This is a genomic window from Stenotrophomonas sp. STEN240 (genome assembly GCF_056756175.1).
On record NZ_JBRRBO010000013.1, the window covers coordinates 75,644 to 97,908 of the forward strand.

Annotated in this window: 16 protein-coding genes and 1 pseudogene; 5 read left to right on the forward strand and 12 right to left on the reverse strand. The window is 62.5% G+C overall.

The window, feature by feature from the left end:
• Positions 1 to 478 precede the first annotated feature (478 nt).
• From ACVOKO_RS08315 to ubiK, 6 genes and pseudogenes are all read right to left on the reverse strand, one after another.
• On the reverse strand, positions 479 to 1,882 hold the full coding sequence (locus ACVOKO_RS08315) for a tyrosine-type recombinase/integrase (protein ID WP_346498465.1): 1,404 nt from the start codon (positions 1,880 to 1,882) through the stop codon (positions 479 to 481).
• The gene (locus ACVOKO_RS08320) at positions 1,875 to 2,471 is read right to left on the reverse strand and encodes a hypothetical protein (protein ID WP_346498466.1); all 597 of its coding nucleotides are present in this window, start codon (positions 2,469 to 2,471) and stop codon (positions 1,875 to 1,877) included. The genes ACVOKO_RS08315 and ACVOKO_RS08320 overlap by 8 nt, the downstream gene beginning before the upstream one ends.
• Positions 2,468 to 4,516, reverse strand: a complete 2,049-nt coding sequence (locus ACVOKO_RS08325) for a hypothetical protein (RefSeq protein ID WP_346498467.1) — start codon at positions 4,514 to 4,516, stop codon at positions 2,468 to 2,470. Before ACVOKO_RS08325 ends, ACVOKO_RS08320 begins: the two co-directional genes overlap by 4 nt.
• Positions 4,517 to 4,553: 37 nt before the next feature.
• Positions 4,554 to 6,833, reverse strand: coding sequence for a hypothetical protein (locus ACVOKO_RS08330; RefSeq protein ID WP_346498468.1), 2,280 nt, complete (start codon positions 6,831 to 6,833; stop codon positions 4,554 to 4,556).
• A gap of 86 nt (positions 6,834 to 6,919) precedes the next feature.
• A pseudogene (locus tag ACVOKO_RS08335) lies at positions 6,920 to 7,828 on the reverse strand (YifB family Mg chelatase-like AAA ATPase); the annotation flags it as partial.
• A gap of 10 nt (positions 7,829 to 7,838) precedes the next feature.
• On the reverse strand, positions 7,839 to 8,096 hold the full coding sequence (gene ubiK / locus ACVOKO_RS08340) for a ubiquinone biosynthesis accessory factor UbiK (protein ID WP_346498469.1): 258 nt from the start codon (positions 8,094 to 8,096) through the stop codon (positions 7,839 to 7,841).
• 156 nt (positions 8,097 to 8,252) lie between these two features.
• On the opposite strand from ubiK, the gene ACVOKO_RS08345 reads away from it, so the two are divergent.
• Entirely contained in the window at positions 8,253 to 8,591 is a 339-nt protein-coding gene (locus ACVOKO_RS08345; protein WP_057628415.1) for a P-II family nitrogen regulator, read from the forward strand.
• Positions 8,592 to 8,746: 155 nt separating this feature from the next.
• Here ACVOKO_RS08345 and ACVOKO_RS08350 read toward each other — a convergent pair whose 3' ends face one another.
• Both ACVOKO_RS08350 and speE read right to left on the reverse strand, forming a co-directional pair.
• Positions 8,747 to 9,403 (reverse strand): RIO1 family regulatory kinase/ATPase domain-containing protein, encoded by a 657-nt coding sequence (locus ACVOKO_RS08350; protein ID WP_346498470.1) that lies wholly within the window; start codon positions 9,401 to 9,403, stop codon positions 8,747 to 8,749.
• 269 nt (positions 9,404 to 9,672) lie between these two features.
• Positions 9,673 to 10,530, reverse strand: a complete 858-nt coding sequence (speE, locus tag ACVOKO_RS08355; protein ID WP_346498471.1) for a polyamine aminopropyltransferase — start codon at positions 10,528 to 10,530, stop codon at positions 9,673 to 9,675.
• Between the two features lie 233 nt (positions 10,531 to 10,763).
• Here speE and speA point away from each other — a divergent pair, with 233 nt between their 5' ends.
• Positions 10,764 to 12,653: an arginine decarboxylase gene (gene speA, locus ACVOKO_RS08360; protein ID WP_346498472.1), complete on the forward strand. Its 1,890-nt coding sequence runs from the start codon at positions 10,764 to 10,766 to the stop codon at positions 12,651 to 12,653.
• A 161-nt stretch (positions 12,654 to 12,814) separates the two neighbouring features.
• On the opposite strand, the gene ACVOKO_RS08365 is transcribed toward speA, so the two are convergent.
• The 4 genes from ACVOKO_RS08365 to radC all read right to left on the reverse strand — a co-directional run bounded on the left by ACVOKO_RS08365 (position 12,815) and on the right by radC (position 18,015).
• Entirely contained in the window at positions 12,815 to 13,564 is a 750-nt protein-coding gene (locus tag ACVOKO_RS08365; RefSeq protein ID WP_346498473.1) for an SDR family NAD(P)-dependent oxidoreductase, read from the reverse strand.
• Between the two features lie 892 nt (positions 13,565 to 14,456).
• Positions 14,457 to 15,338, reverse strand: coding sequence for an SPOR domain-containing protein (locus ACVOKO_RS08370; protein ID WP_346498474.1), 882 nt, complete (start codon positions 15,336 to 15,338; stop codon positions 14,457 to 14,459).
• Between the two features lie 21 nt (positions 15,339 to 15,359).
• Positions 15,360 to 17,048 carry an arginine--tRNA ligase gene (argS, locus tag ACVOKO_RS08375; RefSeq protein ID WP_346498475.1) on the reverse strand — a complete coding sequence of 563 codons (1,689 nt, stop codon included), beginning with the start codon at positions 17,046 to 17,048 and terminating at the stop codon, positions 15,360 to 15,362.
• 292 nt (positions 17,049 to 17,340) lie between these two features.
• The gene (gene radC / locus ACVOKO_RS08380; RefSeq protein ID WP_346498476.1) at positions 17,341 to 18,015 is read right to left on the reverse strand and encodes a RadC family protein; all 675 of its coding nucleotides are present in this window, start codon (positions 18,013 to 18,015) and stop codon (positions 17,341 to 17,343) included.
• 97 nt (positions 18,016 to 18,112) lie between these two features.
• Between radC and coaBC the strand changes: the two genes are divergently transcribed.
• From coaBC to ACVOKO_RS08395, 3 genes are read left to right on the forward strand one after another with little or no spacing between them, the layout of a single operon-like run.
• A complete protein-coding gene (gene coaBC, locus ACVOKO_RS08385) occupies positions 18,113 to 19,354 on the forward strand; it encodes a bifunctional phosphopantothenoylcysteine decarboxylase/phosphopantothenate--cysteine ligase CoaBC (RefSeq protein WP_346498477.1) in 1,242 nt (413 codons plus the stop codon).
• On the forward strand, positions 19,351 to 19,818 hold the full coding sequence (dut, locus tag ACVOKO_RS08390; RefSeq protein ID WP_346498478.1) for a dUTP diphosphatase: 468 nt from the start codon (positions 19,351 to 19,353) through the stop codon (positions 19,816 to 19,818). The genes coaBC and dut overlap by 4 nt, the downstream gene beginning before the upstream one ends.
• 16 nt (positions 19,819 to 19,834) lie before the next feature.
• A complete protein-coding gene (locus tag ACVOKO_RS08395; RefSeq protein WP_346498479.1) occupies positions 19,835 to 22,186 on the forward strand; it encodes a phosphomannomutase/phosphoglucomutase in 2,352 nt (783 codons plus the stop codon).
• The last annotated feature ends 79 nt before the right edge of the window (positions 22,187 to 22,265 follow it).

Consider the following 22,265-nt stretch of genomic DNA (forward strand, 5'->3'; position numbering starts at 1 on the left):
CTATCTCCGCGGTCGCTGCAAGATCGATGCGTCCACACACCAAGCCAGCGGCGACCATTGAAGGTCAAGGCAGGTCTAGTCGAAACTCCCGCGCTGTCAGTTCGACTTCGCCTTGTGGACGGGCGGGCCCGCGCATGGGCCTAGTTGTCAGCTTACAACGGGCGATCACCTCATGCCAAGACAGCGCCGGAGGCGGAGTCGAATCGCCCCAAGGGGAACACATAGCTTGTCCAACCTGACCAATCTATGATGTTAGGTCCAAAAAACTCACTGCGGCTGACTGTCCAGTTGCTTGGTGATGCTGACCAGATCATTTGGCTTGGCGCTGGGTGATCAGGTGGTCGCCGTTTGGCAGTTCTACCCCGAAATCAGGGACGGTTGTGAAAGGGTTAAAAACTTCAAATCACGCCTGGCGATCTTACACATTGGCCTTCGCCGCATCGAGTGTTGGATAGCTCGTCCGATATAGCCGTATGCACTACGCTCGAGCTACACTGGCTAGATCATTACGCAGGGCTTGCAAAGACTCAGATAGTCGACCGAGGATTAAGGCTGGCTGCTCGCTGCGTCGTACAGCTTCTAATTCCGCGTCGATTGTGCCGAGGAAAGAATCGAGCGTCACGCCCATAAATGCCAAATCGTGAACGCGTTGAAAATTCCCTACCTCTTCGAATGCAAGATCAATGTAGCGGTCTAAAGACGCCATGTCGGTGTGGTCCGTCCACTCCGAAACTTTGCGTTTAAGCGTCTCTCCATCTAACAAAAGTCTACGAAAAACATCTGCGTTCTCAAGCTTGTGCTGCTCGATCAAGGCGACAAACAATTTCGTTAGGAAACGGTGCCGAAACATGTGCGGGCATGCCTTTTCCTCAATGCGTGCCTTTCTAGCAAGGAGGTGGACCTCTTGCGTGATGGTATTCGCGACCAGCGGCTCGCCGGTGTTCTCATTGATCAAGAGAATTCCGTGATCGACGCATTTATGCCGCTTACGGGTAAGCACGGACCGGCGGTGAACCTCAATGTATTGCTTGAGAAAAGCAATGTCGGAGCGACTGATTGGCAGCATGCGATAACGTAGGCGGCCACCGCGCTTTTTTAATGTCGGCATTCTCAACATTGGATGCTGCATCGCCGCCGCCTCCATGATGTCGGCGACCTTGACTAAGGCGATTTCACCGCGTCGTGCTCCCGTGACCTCAAAAAGTTTCAGCATGACGTGGCGCCGTGTGCGTTGATGACTCGTCTTGCTGGCTACGCCGACCGCCGCACGTAACTGCTCGATGCTCGCTGTGCTGATCGGCATCCGCTTGCGTTGGGGCTCCGGGTTTGGAAACGCAGGGTGGTGCCAGTATCGTCGAACGCCGGCGGATTTATTGCGGTCGCTATCTGTCGTCGGGCGATGCTCATGCACTTCCGCGCGTATCCGACCGCTGGGATGGATGAAGTCGTCGTCGCCATAGTGGCGAGCGACGGATAGCAAGAAGCTGAGGCAAGTGCGCCCGATGGCAATGACCGTCGTATCATCACGCTGTCGACGACTTGGATCACGGGGGCAGCGTTCATTCCGAAGCTCGGCAATGAATTCACGAAATTGATTGTCGGAAAGGTCAATCGGATCCACCTGGCGAGCCCAGAGGAAGCGCAGAAAGTGTCCGAGGTGTGCAGCAGCAACCGCCAATGAACCGCCTCGATTCCTTCGTGAAAGGCCTTTCTCAAAGGCCTCGCGCATGTACCGGTTGGCTGGCGCGCACCACCGACCGTCCGGCCAGAACATTATAGGGATGCTATCCGCCGCTTGGGTCTTGAGCTCCCCGTTATGACCGACATACAGCGGCATCTCGAAGCACGGGCCGGTGAGCACGTGAAGTTGGCTATTAGCCATGCTGCGGAGCTCGCGGCCGAGCGGTCTTTATAGAAACTACTTTTTCATTCTGCGTCGAATGCACGCTGCGCAACGAAAACGTTGCCTCGATTTCTCTCTGCTCCTTCTCGCACAGGGCACGAATTGCGGCGCTAGCGCCCTTGGCATAAGAGCGCGCTTGCGCGCACCGGTGATCGTAGGCGCGCTGGACGATGATCAAATCCTGGCGCAGGGAGAGAATCAACGCTTCGAGCTCGACGATGCGTGCCCTCAAAGCCGCCTTGTTGGTGCGGCCTGCCTCATGCTCGCGTGTGCTCTGCTGTTCGAGGGCACTTTTAACGGCGCGCCTCAGTCGGTCCAGTGCTAGAAAACCGCCTGGCAGTTCCTCCGCAACCTTGCGCTGGTGGTTCAAGCTCATCGCAATGATGCTTCGTCGATCATCAGCTAGCTTTGCTAGCGCACCTTGCGACGAAACGGCACTATGCAGTCGACGATCACTGATGAAGTTAGCGGGATCGGTAACTGCTTCCGACAGGAGGGCAAGCGTACACTTTATGCTTGAGATATCACGTTGGCGTCGCTCTATGCCTTTTGAAGTTGGCCCTTTCAATGTGTATCTCCAGCGGGAATGATAAGTACGGCGATTCGATAGTGGCTGCCACCATCAAGAAACTGAGGTTCGATTCGGACCACCCCGTCTTCCAAAAGGTCTTCCAAGTGTGCGGTCAAGGCCTCATTGTCGATCACCGAAATGTCGCTGGTTCCGAAATGTTCTTCGACTAGGGCCGCAAGTGCAGCGAACTCAGGCGCGCCGGATGAGATAGAGCTGGCCGCCCATTCTGCTGCGACTGATCGTAGAGCTGCGCCCGGTGTGCTTTCAGTGATGTAGTGCCAGAGGTGGGCGGGATCTGTGTGGCCAAGAAACCAGCGCAGCGCATCGAGTCCGCCGAATCCACCGCCCCAAAAAAAAAGCATCGCGAAAAAACGGCGTAGTTGATGCTGGCGCACGTAGTATCGCCGTCCCTTACTATCGACCGGTAGCTGCGCCCAATCACAGAAAAGGTTGAGCTGGCGAGAGTAAGAGGTGCAGCACGTGGTACGAAGCCCGATACGGCCTTTCAATACAGGTGTCGCAAAGAGAAGTCCATGAGACTCCATTGCCCCCATCTCTATCAGTGCGCTCTGAAGCCGTTCGAACATTCGAAGAAGGCGTACGCCAATTTGAGGTATAGGTCGCGCTTCAGTTTCGCGAAGGTCATCGAAGCCTGACTTGCGGTTTTCGAAGACTAGGCGAGTCTTCGACGTGTCGAGATAGCTATCGGCGCGGAGTTCGGTGAGTTCACCGGCCCGACGAGCCATTAACGTGCCGACGACAAGATAGACGGCGCCATACAGTACCTGCAGGACCTCGTAGAGACCTTCGTTATTTCGCAGTGATATATACCAGTCCGATTTGGTAACAGGGCCCGCACGCCCGTTTAAGCTGGCGTTGGTGGGGCTGATACACCAACGAGTGATCCCTAGATGTTTGCATTCGTCTGTAAGGAATTGCTTGATGTCGAGTCGATCTAGTAGCGTTTCAGCGCTTTCGCGATGCGCATGTGCGGCACGTGCTACGTTTATGTAACTATCAATAATCGCGTCGCCGAACGACACGCTGAACTCGAGCGCACGACGCAGACCTGAGAATACAACCGACTGCGGTAGCGTCGCATATCTACCGTTGTCTTTGACGTCCAGCGAAGCCGCAAATGCATGAAGTTCGTCGGTAGGGAATGTGGGAGATTCGAAGCCTTCGCTTTTCAGTAGCGCTAGCACGCAGATGCAACGAACTTGTCTCGACAGGACGCCGCGATGTGGGCCTGAGCGGTCTTGATTTGTCACCGGGACGCGCGATAGCTCGACATCCTGAAGTGCATGTGAGCCCACGTACAGTTCGGGAGGGGCTTGAAAAATTGTCCTGCATCCTAGCAAGGTCCCTCGATAAATTTCTCGCCCTAGCTTGGGAAGATGAAGGGAGTAGCGTGCGCCCTTACTCCGCTCATCGTAGGTACCATTGGCGAGCATCCATGCCCTGGCTCTAACGATCTCATTATCGTTCAGACTGGTCAGGCGCGCTGCGATCGCCGGCAATGCAGTATCGAAGCACGGCGCGATCGATCTTGCTTTCGCTAGGTCAGATTCGGAGACTGCATGTGCTACAGATCGGAGATAGTTAGTGAGGCGGGCAGGCCATTCATAGACGCTCTCGCTGACGTGGGAGGATGAGCAGAGTCCGCTGATCATCGCCTTCAAATCGTTGATTGAAAGTGCGCTCAACCCATGACTGAGAATGCCAAGTTTGTCTGCTCGGAGCAGGAGATAGTCGATGCAATGCAGGTTGCTGGCGACGATGTTTCTGGCTGATTGCTTTGCGTATCGGCGACCGCCGGTGAAGTCAACATGGAAGCGCGCTAGTAACCATGCTCGCAAGGTCGACAGAAGGCGCGCATGAACCCTGTCTGTAAGCATTGTTCCGTCGGGAAGTGGAATTCGCCAATTTACTGAGCTCATCGAGCGGAAACGTACCAGCCATAGCTCTGAATCCAATGGACTCAATAGCCAATCTGCAGTGGAATAGCGAGGCCCGGAAGTGCGCGCGAATGGTGCGAGCATACCCTCAAGATCCTCGAGCTCTAAGTTGGCCTGCGACCTAGCCATAGATGAGGTCCTGCACTAGGCGCGGATCAGCGCGCCTTTGAGCATCTTTAACCATCTCAGTAAACAGCGGTTCGTCGGTCTGTGACTCTAAGAAAGAAACAAGCCGCTCAGAAATTCTTGCCCAGCGTACTGCGCGGCCCGCGGGTACGGACGTCGCGTCCCGGACGGCAGCTTCGGTACTAATGAGTAGAGTTAGGATGTCGACATCGAGGCCAAATACCAGTCGCGTGTTCTCCTGCGGCGGGGTGTCGTTCGCGACATCGGCGTCCTCTAGATGGGTAGGTACGCATTTGAGTGCGTGGTTCTCGAGAAACTGGTCGAGGTCCGCGAGGGACTCGAATCCAGATACGTCTAGCACTAACGGAGAGTTTTCAAGCGCTTTACAGATTATTCCTGTCTGAAATAGACGAATCCACCGCTCGGTAAAAAATTCTTGGATAGGCTTCGGGAGGTAGCGGTCTAAGAGTTTTGGCCTCCACGTCGTGTGGCCCAGTGCCTTTGCCATTGCGTCCACGCTGCCCGTGCCGATGTAGACAAGGACCGCGGCTGAGGAACGAAGTCGTTTGAGCGAAAAAGATGATGCAATCCGTTGCGCTTGCCCCTCACCTTGCAAGCGCCCTTGGCAATTCAAATCCGTATCGGAGGGCTTCGTGGCGCTTTGCATGCGATGCACCAGCCACGCTTTCTGACGGAAGGCTTCTGCGCTGGGTCGCCATTGACTCGGTCGACATCCCATCGAGGCGAGAGCGAGGAACAGCCTTCGCCACAGGGGATCACCTTGATCCTTCAGCCAGCGGCGCATAGGTGCGGTCATCTCAATGACGTCAAGAACAACTTGATGCGTTTCGGTCGTAAGGAGGATGTCTTGCTGGGCGAGCTTTGCGCCCTTTCGTCGCTTGACGCCACGTAAGTACCAGCCGGCGTCTGTGGGTACCAAGCCGACTTGTGTGCCCTCCGCGTCGTACATCTGCAGCTCCTCCAGGAATGCAGTGGTAATCACGGGATGATTGGCCACGAGTACGGCCGCATGTGCGAGAAGCAACGCGGGAGTGGCTAGGCCGAGATCCAAAGGGCAGTAGCTCTGCAGAAGGGTTTCCACTTCGACCTGCTGCGGTTCGTCGCTGAGATACGAGAAGCCGAATTGCTCGAGAGCGTAGGAGCTACGGGCAAAGTGGGCTTCACGTTCTGCCGCTGTATCGGTTTCATGCAGGCGTCGCTTGCGAGAGGGCGTCAGCGATTCAACTTCGCCGGCGGCAGCGACTCGTAGAAGCCTGCGGGACCGAGCTTCGGATACCTCACGTTGTGCCCAAGCCAAGACGTAGTCGAAATCCTGCTGGATGTCTCGGAACAAAAGTTCCTTGGCCTGGGTATCGGAAAGCTGGAGAGGGATTGTCGTTAGAAGAGAGGTCTTGACGACATGTCCTTCGGACGTTTTTCGCACGTGTGCCTGCGAGTTCAAGACGCGACGCCGTCGCGGCAGTGGAATCGTGGGAATAGGGGCCGCCCACACATGCCCGACGAGGTGTTTACTCAGTAGGTCAGCAAAGCGAGACCACTCCGACGTCAAGGTTGCGAGGTGAACCCCGCTGGCGTGTCGCTGCCGAAAGTAGACCGGCATGAAGTCCGCGATAGCGCGGCCGACCGCAATGGAGTCGTCGAAATCAAACGACGGTATGCGGGCCAAGTACTGGGAAAACGGTTCGACGGCACCGATCCTGCTTTGCCGCGATGACGCATACCAGTTTCGTGTGGCTGAATGCAGTTGTCTCGCGCGTTCCGGACCGTGCTGCTGCCAAAACTGCCAGAGCGTCATAGTCGCCAAGCGTCCGCTTGCTCCCACGGCGGTCCAGCCCGTCCAGAATTCCGCAAGTTCCGTTGTTAAGCACGTCCGGTCGTATCGTTCAACCTCTGCGCGAAAACTCGTGGGCCACTTTGACTTGTCCCTTGTGCAAGGGAAATAGGGCTGCAGCGGAATGGGCAGGGCGGTGCGGAACTGGTGAAGACTGTGCCATACCAGCGTCTTCGTGTTGTCCAATTGGAACCATGAACTGTGGAGTGAAGCTACAAACGCTTGAATGAGCGTCGATGCCTGCGAATCAGGCAATCCGATGAGTGACTGCTCGGTCAGTTCACAGAATGCTTGTAGCCGTATCGAGATGCACCTAACTTTGTTCTGCCAATCACGGCTCGCTTGAAGCGCCTCTATCAGCGCATCAGGGATCGCCGACAGGGGGTACCCGGCAAAGCACCGTGGAGCGGTGACATATGGCATGGCATTCTCCCAAGCGTGATGGACTCAAGACGTAAGCTGTAGAAGGCTCTGCGGATTTGTGATAACTATCATACAGAAGACTAAATCGGGCGTTCATCCAGGAACAGCACGCCGTTGTGCGCCAGGGAGATTTCACCGGGCCGTGGATGTGAGCCACCGCCCACCAGGGCAACCGCGCTGGCGGTGTGGTGCGGCGCGCGATAGGGGCGTTGCCGCCAGCGGCTGGGGTCGACGCCACGGCCACTGGCCGAGGCGATGGCGGCGGTTTCCAATGCTTCTGCTTCGCTGGCCTCGGGCAGGATGCCGGGCAGGCGTGAGGCCAGCAGGGTTTTCCCGCAACCGGGCGAACCCAGCAGCAGTAGATGGTGGCCCCCTGCGGCGGCGATCTCCAAGGCACGCCGCGCATGTTGCTGACCGCGCACGTCACTGAGGTCGGCCAGCATCGCCGGTGTGGTTGCTGGCACCTGCGCGTCCGGCAGCTGCTTGTTGCCGCTGAGTGCGGCGCAGACTTCCAGCAGCGTGCGCGCGACTTTGACCTCGGCGCGCTGGGCCAGCGCCGCTTCACCTGCGTTGCCCGGTGGCACGATCAGGCAGCGCCGCGCGTTGGCGGCCGAGATGGCGGCAGGCAAGGCGCCATCCACCGCGCGCAGTTCACCGGTCAGTGCCAGTTCGCCGATGAACTCGTAGTTGGCCAAGGCGTTGCGATCAATCTGCCCGCTGGCGGCGAGGATGCCGAGTGCGATCGGTAGATCGAACCTGCCGCCTTCCTTGGGCAGATCAGCCGGTGCCAGATTGATGGTGATGCGCCGCGCGGGATAGTCGAACTGTGCGCAGAGAATGGCTGCGCGCACCCGGTCGCGCGATTCGCGCACGGCCGCTTCGGGCAGGCCAACGATCTGGGTGAAGGGCAGGCCGCCGGACAGGTGCACTTCCACCTGCACCAGCGGTGCATGCACGCCGGCACGGGCGCGGCTGTGCACCAGCGCCAGGCTCATGGCCGCGCGCTCAGGCGTTCTTGTCGGAGACGCGGTTTTCCAGGGCGACGAGGGCTTGTTCCAGCGCGTCGAGCTTTTCACGGGTGCGCAGCAGGACGGCACGCTGCACTTCGAATTCTTCGCGGGTCACCAGGTCCAGCTTGCTCAGCCCGGCCTGCAGCGCGGTCTTGAAAGTGGCCTGCAGTTCTTCGCGTGATTCACGCAGGCCCGGCGGCACCAGGCTGCTGAGGCGGCGGGCCAGCTCATCGATGTGGTTGAGGTCGATCATGGGGTTTCTCCGCAGGGTTGGGCCTAGCGTGGGAGCTGGCCACCGTTGGCGGGCATCGGTATCCGTTTTGACTTGCGGTAAGGATAGTCCGGAAGCTGGCGGGTGGCACCCTGTCGTCTCGGGGTATGCTTCAGCCACCACTCAAGGAGCCGACCAATGAAGATGATCATGGCCATCGTCAAGCCGTTCAAACTGGACGACGTGCGCGAGGCGCTGGCAGAACGCGGCGTGGCCGGTATCACCGTCACCGAGGTCAAGGGCTTTGGCCGCCAGAAGGGCCACACCGAGCTGTACCGCGGTGCCGAATACGTGGTCGATTTCCTGCCCAAGGTGAAGATCGAAGTGGCAGTCACCGATGCGCAGGCCGACGAAGTGGTGGAAGCCATCGTCAAGGCCGCCGGCACCGGCAAGATCGGCGACGGCAAGGTCTTCGTCTACGACCTGGGCAGCGTGGTGCGGATCCGCACCGGCGAACTGGATGGCGATGCGCTTTGAGGTTTTGCGGGTTTGGGGTTTTAGAGCTTTAGAGCTTTAAAGCTTTAAAGCACCCCTCCCCAGCCCTCCCCTTGGCTGCGCCAAAGGGAGGGAGCAGAGCTTGGCCCTCCCTTGCGCCGCAGGCGGAGGGGAGGGTTGGGAGGGGTCGGCTCAGCTCAGCCCTTGATCCACCGATACAGCCGCTTCCACGTATTCCGCACGGCCTGCACCCAGCCTGGCTCGGCGAGCGCTGCGGCCTGTTCGGCGGAAGGCTTCAGTCCGGTCACACGCTGGCGCATCTTGACCAGGTTCTTCATGTCGCTGCGGCGGAGCTGGCGAAAGATCGGCCAGTTGCGCAGCCAGCGCGGTGCGCGTAGCGCCGAGGTGAAGTCCAGCAGCACCGGCACGCCGGCACTGACCACCACATTGGTGCCGTGCAGATCGTTATGGGTGATGCCGGCGGCATGCAGGCGGGCCAGGGCGTTCTGCAGCTGGTCGAAGACTTCCTGGCTGACACCCTGCACGCCTGCGCTCAAGGTGTCGCCGGGAATGAACTCCATGCCCAGCGCCAGGCCGCCCAAGGTGCCCAGCAGGGCCGGCGCGTGCTTCCAGCCCTGCAGGCGCTTGAGCACCCGGGCCTCGCGGCGGACCAGCAGGCGCGCTACTGGCGACAACGGCGTACCACGGTAGCGACGGTAGTCCTTGACCACAGCCGCACGCCCGTCCAGTTCGGTGCGGTAGACATCGGGCTCGAGCAGGCGTTCGCCGCGCTTGAGCAACTGGTTGTCGGGAACAACAGCGTGTTCGCCGTCGAAGCTGGGCAATGTGTTCATGAAAACCTTCCTGACGCGGGCAACGGCGCGGAAAGCGTCTTGCAAAGCCGGTCTAACGTGCCCGTACGGGCGGGATGTGGCGCAATTATAAAACTGCACAGTCCATGAATTGCTGAATGTAAAAAAAATGTAGGAACTTTGTGACGGAAAGGATTGTTGCGGGGGCGAACCTGTTGCGCTCAGGTGTCTTGTGCGCCGTTGTGTCCTGAAACGAAAAACCCCGCGCCGTTGCCGGGCGCGGGGTCGTGTTCACAACGCTGGCAGCGGGCTTATTCGCCCAGGGCCTTGGCCACGAACGGCGGGCTGACCAGCACGCCGGTGTGCAGCGGCGCGGTGTAGTACAGGGTGTCGAACGGCTTGGCGGCCGAATCGGCCTCGCGGAAGCCGAAGCCGAAACCGGCCTGCTTGCTGGCCACGGTCACCGACCACCAGCCGGTCGGGTAGCACGGCTGCGGGAACGGCAGGGTCTTGAACGACTGGAAGCCGGCCTTGCCCATTTCCGAACGCATGTCCTTGATCAGGTCCAGCAGCGCCAGCGGCGACTCGCTCTGCTGTACCAGCAGGCCGTCGTCCTTCAGGGCGCGGAAGCAGCTTTCAAAGAAGGACTTGTTGAACAGGCCTTCGGCCGGGCCGACCGGGTCGGTGGAATCCACGATCACCACGTCCACGCTGCCCGGGGCGCAGTTGGCCATATAGGCCACGCCGTCGTCGAACAGCAGCTCGGCGCGCACGTCACCGTTGGATTCGCACAGTTCCGGGAAGTACTTCTCGGCCATGCGGGTGACCTGCTCATCGATGTCGCACTGGGTGGCGCTTTCCACGCCCGGGTGCTTGAGCACCTCGCGCAGGGTGCCGCAGTCGCCGCCGCCGATGATCACCACGCGCTTGGGCGCCGGGTGGGTGAACAGCACCGGGTGGCTGATCATCTCGTGGTAGAAGAAATTGTCCTTGGTGGTCAGCATCATGGCGCCATCGATGACCATCAACTTGCCCCAGTCGGTGCTGTTGTAGATCTCGATCTTCTGGAACGGCGACTGCACCTCGTCCAGCTTGCCGGTGATGCGGAAACCAATAGCCGAACCGGTCGGCTGGAAGTGTTCGATGAACCAGTTTTCGTTGGAGGTCATGATGATTCCTGGGTGCTGGGGCTGTCCTTCTCCCCCGGGAGAAGGTGCCCCGGAGGGGCGGATGAGGGTAAGGGCGAAGCCTGTCACAGTCAGGTTTCACGCTTGCCCTCACCCCCGACCCCTCTCCCGGGGGGAGAGGGGAGGTAGTGAGGGCGCGGATTGTAACGGACCCTTGCCCCGCTAGCGTTAGAATGCGCGTCCTTATTTATCCACAGCTGAGAGTTGCTACGCCGATGAGCGATTGGTCCCTCGAACAGGCCCGCAAGACCTATTCGATTCCGCACTGGTCCGACGGGTATTTTGACGTCGATGCCGCAGGCCACGTGGTGGTCCGTCCCGCAGGTGCCCAAGGCACGGCGGTGTCGTTGCCGCAGATTGTCGATTCGGCGCGCGCCGCCGGCGCCAAACTGCCGTTGCTGGTGCGCTTCCCGGACATCCTCGGCCAGCGCCTGGGCAAGCTGCAGGCGGCGTTCGCCCAGGCCCAGTCCGACTGGGACTACGCCGGCGGCTATACCGCGGTCTACCCGATCAAGGTGAACCAGCACCGTGGCGTGGCCGGCACCCTGGCCAGCCACCACGGCGAAGGCTTCGGCCTGGAAGCCGGTTCCAAGCCTGAACTGATGGCGGTGCTGGCGCTGAGCCGGCCGGGTGGGCTGATCGTCTGCAACGGCTACAAGGACCGCGAATACATCCGCCTGGCGCTGATTGGCCGCAAGCTGGGCCTGCAGACCTATATCGTCATCGAGAAGCCGTCCGAGCTGAAGCTGGTGCTGGAGGAATCCAAGGCACTGGACGTGATGCCGGGCCTGGGCGTGCGCATGCGTCTGGCCTCGCTGGGTGCCGGCAAGTGGCAGAACAGCGGTGGCGACAAGGCCAAGTTCGGGCTGTCCCCGCGCCAGCTGCTGGACCTGTGGAAGAGCCTGCGCGACACCGAATACGCCGATTGCCTGAACCTGCTGCATTTCCACATGGGCAGCCAGATCAGCAATGTGCGCGACATCGCCAATGGCATGCGTGAAGCCACCCGTTACTTCGTCGAGCTGTCGCGCCTGGGCGCCAAGATCAGCCACGTCGATGTGGGCGGCGGCCTGGGCATCGATTACGAAGGCACCCGTTCGCGCAGCTACTGCTCGATCAACTATGGCCTCAACGCCTACGCCAGCAACATCGTGCAGCCGCTGGCCGAAGCCTGCGAAGCGCATGGCCTGACCCCGCCGCGCATCATCACCGAGTGTGGCCGCGCGATGACCGCGCACCACGCGGTGCTGATCGCCAACGTGTCGGAAGTGGAGCAGGCAGCCGAAGGCCGCGTGCCCGAAGCGCATGACGACGAGCCGGCGGCAATCCGTCACCTGCGCGAGATCCACGACGAGCTGGACCAGCGCCCGGCGGTGGAACTGTTCCAGGAAGCCCAGCATTTCCACGCCGAAGGCTTGAGCGCTTATGCACTGGGCCAGATCGACCTGCCGCAGCGTGCGCGCATCGACGACCTGTTCTACGCCATCGCCACCGGCGTGCGCGCGCGCCTGAGCTATGACGAAAAGAGCCATCGCCCGGCGCTTGATGAATTGAACGACCGGCTGGTGGACAAGTACTTCGTCAACTTCAGCGTGTTCGAGTCGATTCCGGATGCGTGGGCGATCGACCAGGTGTTCCCGATCGTGCCGATCCAGCGCTTGAACGAGCGCCCGGAGCGTCGCGGCGTGATCGCCGACATGACCTGCGATTCCGATGGCATGGTCAAGACCTACGTCGAGAACGAAAGCCTGGACAGCTCGCTGCCACTGCACGCCGTGCGCCATGGCGAGAGCTACCGCATCGGCTTCTTCCTGGTCGGTGCCTACCAGGAAATCCTCGGCGACATCCACAACCTGTTCGGCGACACCGATGCGGTGGAAGTGGTGGTTGAAGACGATGGCTACGTGATCACCCAGCAACGCCGCGGTGACACCACCGACGTGATGCTCGACTACGTGGGCTACAGCCTGGATGAGCTGCGCGCCTCCTACCGCAAGCGCGTGGCCGACGCCCAGCTGCCGGCCGATCGCGCCGCCGAACTCGACGCAGCGTTGGAAGCCGGCCTGACCGGCTACACCTACCTGTCAGACGAACCGCTGGCCTAAAAGCAAGCGAGATCTAAGAGCCCCTCTCCCGTTGCGGGGTGAGGGGGACTGGTTGCGAACCAAGGGTTCGCAGTCCGCCGAACGCCCTTGCGTCAGCGCAAGGGCCGGGGCGCGGAGCGGGGGTTGGGGTGAGGGGAGGCTTCTAAGCAAGCAAACCCGACTTACCCCCGAAACACCTGAAACCCAGCAAACGACTGACTAACCGGCATCAACTCGATGCGGTTGACGTTCAAGTGTGGCGGCAAGGTTGCCACCCAGAAAATCTGCTCGGCGATGTCCTCGGCAGTCATCGGGCTGGCGCCGCCGTACAGCTGATCCGATGCAGCCTGGTTGCCATGCGTGCGCACCAGGGTGAACTCGGTTTCGGCCATGCCCGGCTCGATCGCGGTCACGCGCACGCCGGTGCCATGCAGGTCGGCGCGCAGGCCCAGCGAGAACTGGCTGACAAAGGCCTTGGTGCCGCCGTAGGCATTGCCGCCCGGGTAGGGATACAGGGCCGCGGTGGAACTGATGTTGATGATGGCGCCACGGCGTTCGACCAGCTTGGGCAGCAGGTGGTGGGTCAACGTGACCAGCGCGGTGATGTTGGTGTCGATCATGGTGCGCCAGTCTTCCAGGCTGGCGTGCTGGGCGGCGGCGGTGCCCTGGGCGAGACCGGCGTTGTTGACCAGCAGGTCGATGTCACGGAAGGTCGGCGGTAGAGCGGCCAATGCGGCTTCCATGGCAGCGGCATCGCGGATGTCGAAGGCAGCGGCATGAACCGTGTCGGCGCCGAATTCTTCCACCAGCGGTTGCAGGCGCTCGGCACGGCGACCGGTGGCGATCACTTTCCAGCCCGCAGCAGCGAAGCGACGGACGGCGGCGGCGCCGAAACCGGAAGTGGCGCCAGTGATCAGAGCGGTCTTGGACATTGCGGAATCCTTGGGGCAGGGGAGGCCGATTTTCGCACTGTGGCGGCGGAAGCGGGAGAAGGAATCCAGGCAAAGCCAAGCCTCAACTGTAGTGCCGAGCCACGCTCGGCAGGAGCTTTGCCGCAAAGCCCAAAGCCCCCTCATCCGCCCCTTCGGGGCACCTTCTCCCGCTTGCGGGAGAAGGGACAAAGCCAAAGTCGAGCGGTGCCTGTAGTGCCGAGCCATGCTCGGCAGGGCTTTACCGCCAAATCTAAAGCCAAAAGCACCCCTCCCCAGCCCTCCCCTTGGCTTCGCCAAAGGGAGGGGGCAGAACGCGTGACCTGACAACGAGCACGGTGGCGAGCGCTGCAGGTACCAGGCAGCAGAAAACAGAAAGCAGAAAGCAGAAAACAGAAAGCTGCCAACGGTCATCAGACAGCAGACAGCGCAGCCGCTCTCAGCCCCCTCCCTTGCGCCGCAGGCGCAGGGGAGGGTTGGGGAGGGGTGCTCCTGCTCTTCGCACCAGCGAAAACACCACACCGAAATCCCTTATGGATCATGCGCCAAAGCCCCGGGTGCGCTCCGCTTACCCGGGCTACAACGGCGCAAACAAAAAGGCCCCAACATCAAGTGATGTCACGGCCTAAATGTTCGAAGAGCTTTTCGAGCGACCCGTTAGCCGCAATAGCCCCCTTTAGTTAAGGGGGCGCGCCGACAGGCGCGGGGATGTGGATGCAACGGGAGTGGGGCCCGAGGTTTGCGCAGCAAATCTTGGGGTGAAGCCGCCATCGGCGGTTTCACTTCCCCCCTTTAGTTAAGGGGGCGCGCCGACAGGCGCAGGGTTGTGGAGAAAACAGGCACGGGGCCCAAAGTTTGCACAACAAACTTTGGGCTAACACTGCCATCAGCGGCGTTACTGCGCCTTGATCGCCATCGCCTGCAGGCCCGTACCGTTGAGCTTGGCCTTGGCTTCGGCCAGTTCGCTGGCGGTGCCGTAGGGGCCCATGCGCACGCGGTACACGGTGTTGCCGTTGATCTGTGCCGATTCCACCCGCGCCGCCAAACCCATCATCGCCAGCTTGGCCTTGGTCGACTCGGCATCGCCGGAGGCACCAAACGCACCCGCCTGCAGGATGTAGCGCACGTTCTCCGTCGCCGCCGGTGCCGCTGCTGCCACCGGCGCGGCCGGTGTTGCTGCTGCGGGCGCTGGCTTGGGCGCGGTAGCCGCAGGTGCCGGCGTAGCGCTGGCAACCTGAGCCGGGCGTGCTGGGGTTTCGCTGATCGGTGCCGGCTGGCGCGCTGTTTCAGCTACCGGTGCCGGCAACGGGCGTCCTTCCAGCGCGGCCTGCGCACGTTGTGCTTCGGTCGGTGCAGCGACCGGCGTGGACGGGTTGGCAGCCGCTGCCGCGCGCGCTGCGGCGGCACGGCGCTGTTCCTCGGCCTTGGCACTGGCGGCCAGTTCGGCGTCGGACATCTGCACTTCCGTGCCCGGCAGCAAGGTGTAGAAATCGTACTGGGTGGCTGGCTTCTCTTCCGGCTTGGCACCGGCAGGCGTGGCTGGCTTGTTCGATTCCACACCGGCGTCGACGTCGGCATCGGCTACCGGCGCCGGCTGTGCGTCCGGGTTGGGTTGCGGGCCTACGCGCAGAAAGCCGTCGCCGTCCTTCTTGAACAGGTTGGGCGCCGCCAGGAACACCACGGCCGCGATCGCCACGCCGGCAACCAGCCACACCCAGCCGGGCGTGCCATTGTTGTTGTTGCGCCGGGCTTGGGTTTTGCCGCGTCGTGCTGCCATGTCTACTGCGTCTCCAGGTGTTTACATCTTTTCCGGGGCACTGACGCCCAGGATGCTCAGGCCATTGGCCAGGGTCTGCCGTGCGGCGCTGGCCAGGACGAGCTTGGCGTTGCGCTCGGCGGCATCATCCACCAGCACCGGCGTGCCGTGATACCACGTGTGGAAAGCGTGCGCCAATTCACGCAGATACTGCGCGACCTGGTGCGGTTCCAGCGCGATGCCGGCCGCTTCCACCACTTCCGGGTAACGCGAAATCTCGTTCATCAGTTCCAGCGAGAGTTCGTCGCTCAGCTGCGACAGCGCTGCCAGGCCTTCGGCCTGCTTGTAGTCCAGGCCCTTCTCCTGCGCCTGGCGCAGCAGCGAACAGACGCGGGCATGCGCGTACTGCACGTAGAACACCGGGTTGTCGCTGCTCTGCTGGCGGGCCAGGTCGATGTCGAAGGTCAGCTGCGAGTCGGGCTTGCGGGCGATCAGGAACCAGCGCACCGCATCGGCACCCACTTCGTCGATCAGGTCGCGCAGGGTCAGGTAGCTGCCGGCACGCTTGGACAGCTTCACTTCCTCGCCGCCGCGCATCACCGTCACCATCTGGTGCAGCACGTATTCCGGCCAACCCTTGGGAATGCCCACGTCCAGCGCCTGCAGGCCAGCGCGTACGCGCGCCAACGAGCCATGGTGGTCGGCACCAAGCTCGGTGATGGCGCGTTCGTAACCGCGCTGCCACTTGCTCAGGTGGTAGGCCACGTCCGGCAGGAAGTAGGTGAAGGTGCCGTCGGACTTGCGCATCACGCGGTCCTTGTCGTCACCAAAATCGGTGGAGCGCAGCCACAGCGCGCCGCCTTCCTCGTAGGTGTGGCCGGAGCTGATCAGCTGCTGCACGGTCTCGGCAACCTTGCCGTCCTTGTACAGCGAGCTCTCCAGGAAGTAGATGTCGAAATCCACGCCGAATGCAGCCAGGTCCAGGTTCTGCTCGTTGCGCAGGTAGGCCACGGCGAAACGGCGGATTTCATCCAGGTTCTCGGCATCGCGGGCGCCGACGATCTGGCTGCCTTCCAGGTCCACGGTCTGGCCCAGCAGATAAGCCTTGGCCACATCGCCGATGTATTCGCCGTTGTAGGCATCGGCCGGCCACTGTTCGTCGCCCGGCTTGAAGCCACGCGCACGTGCCTGCACCGACTTGGCGAGGTTTTCGATCTGCACGCCGGCGTCGTTGTAATAGAACTCGCGCTTGGCGTTCCAACCGTTGACTTCCAGCACGCGCGCGATGCAATCGCCGATCACGCCAGCGCGGCCGTGGCCGACATGCAGCGGACCGGTCGGGTTGGCCGATACGTATTCAACGCCGACGCTGCGGCCGTTGCCGCTCAGGTTGCGGCCGTAGTCTTCGGCCTCCTTGAGCACGCTGACGACTTCGCGCTGGTAAGCCACCGGCGAGAGTTTGAAATTGATGAAGCCTGGGCCGGCGATCTCGACATTGACGATGTCGTCGCTGACCGGCAACGCGGCAACCAAAGCCTGCGCAACGGCGCGCGGATTGCTGCGCGCGGCCTTGGCCAGCAGCATGGCGGCGTTGGTGGCGAAATCACCGTGTTCGCGGGTCTTGGGTCGTTCGACCACGAAATCCGGCGGCAGGGTGTCGGCAGGCAAAGTGCCGTTGGCGCGCAAGGCTTCGATGCCTTGGCCGATGAGGGCGCGGAGTTGGGGTTTCACGTGACTATTCTGCTTGAAGCGCGGAACTGACCATTTTACCTGACCTGCGGCACGGCCGCCCCAAGGGCCGCAGGCCGGGGGTCAGGAATGTCAAAAAAACAGAAAGATCTCCGGCTCAGCCTGATTGAGATCCGTTGTGCGGATCTGCTTGGCTCGCCCTTTCGCGCCAGCGAAGCGTACTGGAACTGGAGCGGCGCCTGGACCGGTCAGGCAGCCCCCGGCCGGTGGCTGCACGCCATTGGCCCGAAAACCGCAGCTCCCGCCCGGCGCCGCGCCAGCTTGCCCAGCCTGTTCAGACCCAACCCCGTGCCGCCAGCGACACCGGCGCACCATCGCCGATCACAAAATGGTCCAGCAGCCGGATATCCACCAGCGCCAAGGCCTGGCGCAGGCGTTCGGTGATGGCGCGGTCGGCCGCCGACGGTTCAGGATTCCCGGACGGGTGGTTGTGGCCGATGATCAGCGCCGCCGCGTTGTGGGCCAGGGCCTGGCGCAGCACTTCGCGCGGGTGGACCTCGGCGCTGTCCACCGTGCCTGTGGATAACTCTTCGAAAGCCAGCGCCCGGTGGCGGTTGTCCAGGAACAGCACGGCAAACACCTCCTGCGGGCGGTGGCGCAGGCGTTGCGCGAAGTAGCGGCCAGCGGCGGCCGGGTCGGTCAGCACCTGGCCGCGTTCCAGGTCCGCAGCCAGGTGGCGTGTGCCCAGTTCCAGCGCAGCGCTGAGCTGACAGGCGCGGGCAGGGCCCAACCCCGGCAGTTTGGCCAGCTGTGGGGCACTGCGGTCCAGCAGCACCCGCAGCGGGCCGTGGCTCTGCAGCAGTTCGCGCGCGGTCTGCACCGCATCGCGGCCGCGCAGGCCCGAACCCAGAAAGATCGCCAACAGTTCAGCATCGGAAAGCGCAGCCGCCCCGCGTGCAAGGAGTTTTTCGCGCGGGCGTTCCGCGCTGGGCCAATCACGGATATGCATGCGTCGCAGATTCACCGCTATTTGCCAAAAACTGGATCAGGCGTAACAAACCCTTCGGTTAAGCTAATGATTCTTCTGTACCTAGGACTATCCACCCGTGACCAGCGTTTCCCCCACTTCCCGCCCCTTGGAAGGACAGAAGCTGCTGCTATGCGTAGGCGGCGGCATTGCCGCGTACAAGTCGCTGGAGCTGGTGCGGCGGCTGCGTGATGCCGGCGCCACCGTGCAGGTGGCGATGACGGCTGGTGCACAGCAGTTCGTCACGCCGCTGAGCTTCCAGGCCCTGTCCGGCCATCCCACCCGCACCACACTGTGGGACAGCGCCGCCGAGCAGGCCATGGGCCATATCGAGCTGGCGCGCTGGGCCGACCGCATCCTCATTGCCCCGGCCACCGCCGATCTGCTGGCACGGCTGGCGCATGGCAATGCCGACGACCTGGTGACCACGCTATGCCTGGCTACCACCGCGCCGTTGACCGTATGCCCGGCAATGAACCACCGCATGTGGCTGCATCCTGCCACCCAGGCCAACATGGCCCTGCTGCGCGAGCGCGGGGTGCAGGTGATCGGGCCCGAAGACGGCCCGCTGGCCGAAGGCGAATCCGGCCCTGGCAGGGTCAGTGAGGCACCGACCATCATTGCCGCGCTGGCGGCCAATCTGGCGCCGCAGGCAGCGCCCAAGCCGGGCCGCCTCAACGGCATGCGCGTGTTGATCAGTGCCGGCCCCACCTATGAAGACCTGGACCCGGTGCGCTATGTCGGCAACCGCTCCAGCGGCAAGATGGGCTACGCCCTGGCCGCCGCCGCCGCCCGTCAGGGCGCGCAGGTTGTGCTGGTCAGCGGCCCGGTGCAGCTGGCCACCCCGGCCGGCGTGCAGCGCATTGATGTGCGCTCGGCCGCGCAGATGCGTGAGGCCGTGCTGGCGGCGTTGCCGGCCGATATCTATATCGGTGCCGCCGCCGTGGCCGATTACACGCCGCGCCAGGTTTCGCCGCAGAAGCTGAAGAAAACCGCCGGCACCCAGACGCTGACCCTGGAGCTGGTGCGCACCGCCGACATCTTGGCCGAAGTCGCCGTGCAGGAGCAGGCACTGAAACTGGTGGTGGGCTTTGCCGCTGAAACCCACGACGTGGAGAAGTACGCGCGCGGCAAGCTGGCCGACAAGCACCTGGACCTGATCATCGCCAACCAGGTCGGCATTGCCGGCAATGGCTTTGAAAGCGACCAGAATGCCGCCGTTGCCTACTGGGACGGTGGCCTGCGCGAGTTCCCGGGCACCGCCAAGACCCAGTTGGCCGAACAGTTGTTGGATCTGATTGCAGAGAGGTTGGACGCATGAGTAATGGACTGCAGCCCTTGCAGGTGAAGTTGCTGGACCCGCGCTTCGGCGACAGCTGGCCGCTGCCGGGCTACGCCACCGAAGCCAGCGCCGGCATGGACCTGCGCGCGGCGACCGAAGTCGCGCTCACCCTGGAACCCGGTGATGCGGCGCTGCTGCCCAGCGGCATCGCGATACATATTGCCGACCCGGGCCTGTGTGCTGTGGTTTTGCCGCGCTCGGGGCTGGGCCATCGCCACGGCATCGTGTTGGGCAATGGCACGGGTTTGATTGACGCCGACTACCAGGGGCCCTTGCTGATCAGCGTCTGGAACCGTGGTCGTGACGCATTCACGATCGAGCCCGGCGACCGCATCGCGCAATTGGTGGTGATGCCGATTGCACGCGTTGCATTGCAGGTAGTGGATACTTTCATTGACAGTGCACGTGGAACGGGTGGATTCGGCCACACCGGGGTGCGCTGACAGGGGGAAACGCACGATGAGCCAAGGGAATGAAAGCGGGCGGCCACGTCCCGCACTGGGTCGTTCTACGCCATTGCTGGCGGTGATGCTGCTGCTGTTGGCCGGTTGGTTCGGCTGGAGCGCGGCGGACCAGTGGATGCAGTCCGGCGCCAGTGCCGGGCTGGAGCAGTCCCGCGACCAGGCGGTGGCCGAGGTGCAGAAGGCACTGGACGCCCAGACCGCGCAGTTCAACAAGCAGCTCGCGCTGGAGCCAGTGAAGGCCGCCTTGGCCAGCGGCGATGCGACTGCGGTCGCCTTGGCCGTACGCGACAAGTGGAACGGCGTGGAAGACGCGCAGGTGCTGGATGCCACCCTGGCCCAGGCCTATGCCGAGCCGGCCACGTTTGGTTACTCGCGCCTGGCCTTGCTTGAGCAGGCAATGGCCGCCGGCCAGCCGACCGCCAAGGTGGTCCGCGATGGCGGCAGCCCGCGTTTGGGCCTGGCCGCACCGGTACTGCTGCAGGGCAAGCCGGCGGTGATCTATATCCGCCAGCCGCTGACCCGGCTGACCTCGGTATTTGACGGCATTGCTTCGCCGGCCAGTGCCTTCCTCGGGCTGCGCCAGGGCGGTTTCACCATCGTCCAGAAGGGCTCGACCGATCTTGGCAACAGCGCCGATGCACTGGCGCGCCCGGTCGGTGACAGCGGCCTGCGGGTGGTTGCAGAACTGCCCGATGCCAGCGCCGGCCCGCTCGGCCTTGGGGTAATTCCCAGCGCCATTGTGGCGCTGCTGTTGCTGGCCACCGCGCTGCTGTTGCTGTTGGGGCGCAAGCGCCTGATGAACCTGCCGGCGCTGCGCAAGAACACGGCACAGGCCGATGACACCGGCCCAACCCTGCAGGAAGCGCTGGAACAGGACCCGCAGCCGTTGCCGCTGTCGGCCAATGCGCGCGCTGGCGATCAGCCGCAGGCGCAGCCTGAGCCGGGGGCCGAAGCGGTGTTGCCGGGCATTTTCCGGGCCTACGACATCCGTGGCGTGCTCGGCGCCGAGTTGAATGCCAGTGTCGCCACGCTGATTGGCCAGGCCATCGGCAGCGAGATGCAGGCACAGGGCCTGCGCGATGTGGTGGTGGGCCGCGACGGTCGCCTGTCCGGCCCGGAGCTGTCCGACGCCTTGATCACCGGCCTGCGCCGCGCCGGCTGCGATGTGATCGATATCGGCCTGGCGCCTACCCCGGTGGTGTACTTCGCCAGCTATCACCTGCGCGCCGGCAGCTGCGTGGCGGTGACCGGCAGCCACAATCCGCCGGATTACAACGGTTTCAAGATCGTCATTGGTGGCGAAACCCTGTCCGGCGACGCCATCACCGACCTGTACAAGCGCATCCAGGAAGGCCGCCTGCAGCGCGCCGACAACGACGGCAGCCTGCAGCAGCGCGAGGTCATCGACGACTACGTGCAACGCATTGCCGACGACGTACAGCTGGACCGCCCGCTCAAGATCGTCGCCGACGCTGGCAATGGTGTTGCCGGTGCGGTGGCACCGCAGTTGCTGGAAGCCATCGGCGCCGAAGTGATTCCGTTGTACTGCGATGTGGATGGCAATTTCCCCAACCACCACCCCGACCCCAGCGACCCGCACAACCTCGAAGACCTGGTGCAGATGGTCAAGCGTTTCGACGCGGACCTGGGCGTGGCCTTCGATGGCGATGGCGACCGCCTAGGCGTGGTCACCAAGGACGGCAAGATCATCTTCGCCGACCGTCTGCTGATGCTGTTCGCCGCCGACGTGCTGACCCGCAACCCGGGCGCGATGGTCATCTACGACGTCAAGTGCACGGGCAAGTTGTCGGACTACATCCTGCGCAATGGCGGCAGCCCGATGATGTGGAAGACCGGGCATTCGCTGGTCAAGGCCAAGATGCGCGAGACCGGCGCCGAGCTGGCCGGCGAGATGAGCGGCCACTTCTTCTTCAAGGAGCGCTGGTACGGCTTTGACGATGGCTTGTATGCGGCCGCGCGCCTGTTGGAAATCCTGGGCCAGCGCGATGAAGAGCCTTCCGAGGTATTGGACGAATTGCCGGATGCGGTGTCCACGCCGGAGTTGAAGGTGGCGGTGGAAGAGGGCACCCAGCATGCGCAGGTGGCCTTGATCGTGGCGACCGCGCAGTTGGAGGACTCGGCGTTCTCGGGCGCGCGTATTTCGACGATTGATGGCCTGCGTGCCGACTTCAATGATGGCTGGGGCCTGGTGCGCGCGTCCAACACCACGCCGGTGCTGGTGCTGCGCTTTGAGGCCAATGATGAAGCGGCGCTGGAGCGGATCAAGGGCGTATTCCGCGAGCAGCTGCTGCAGGTGTTGCCGGCCGGGACTGAACTGGGGTTCTGATTGGTTTTTGCATGACGAAAGGCCGTCTGCGCGTAGCGCAGGCGGCTTTTTGTTTTTGTGGGTTGGACTTCGCTGGCTG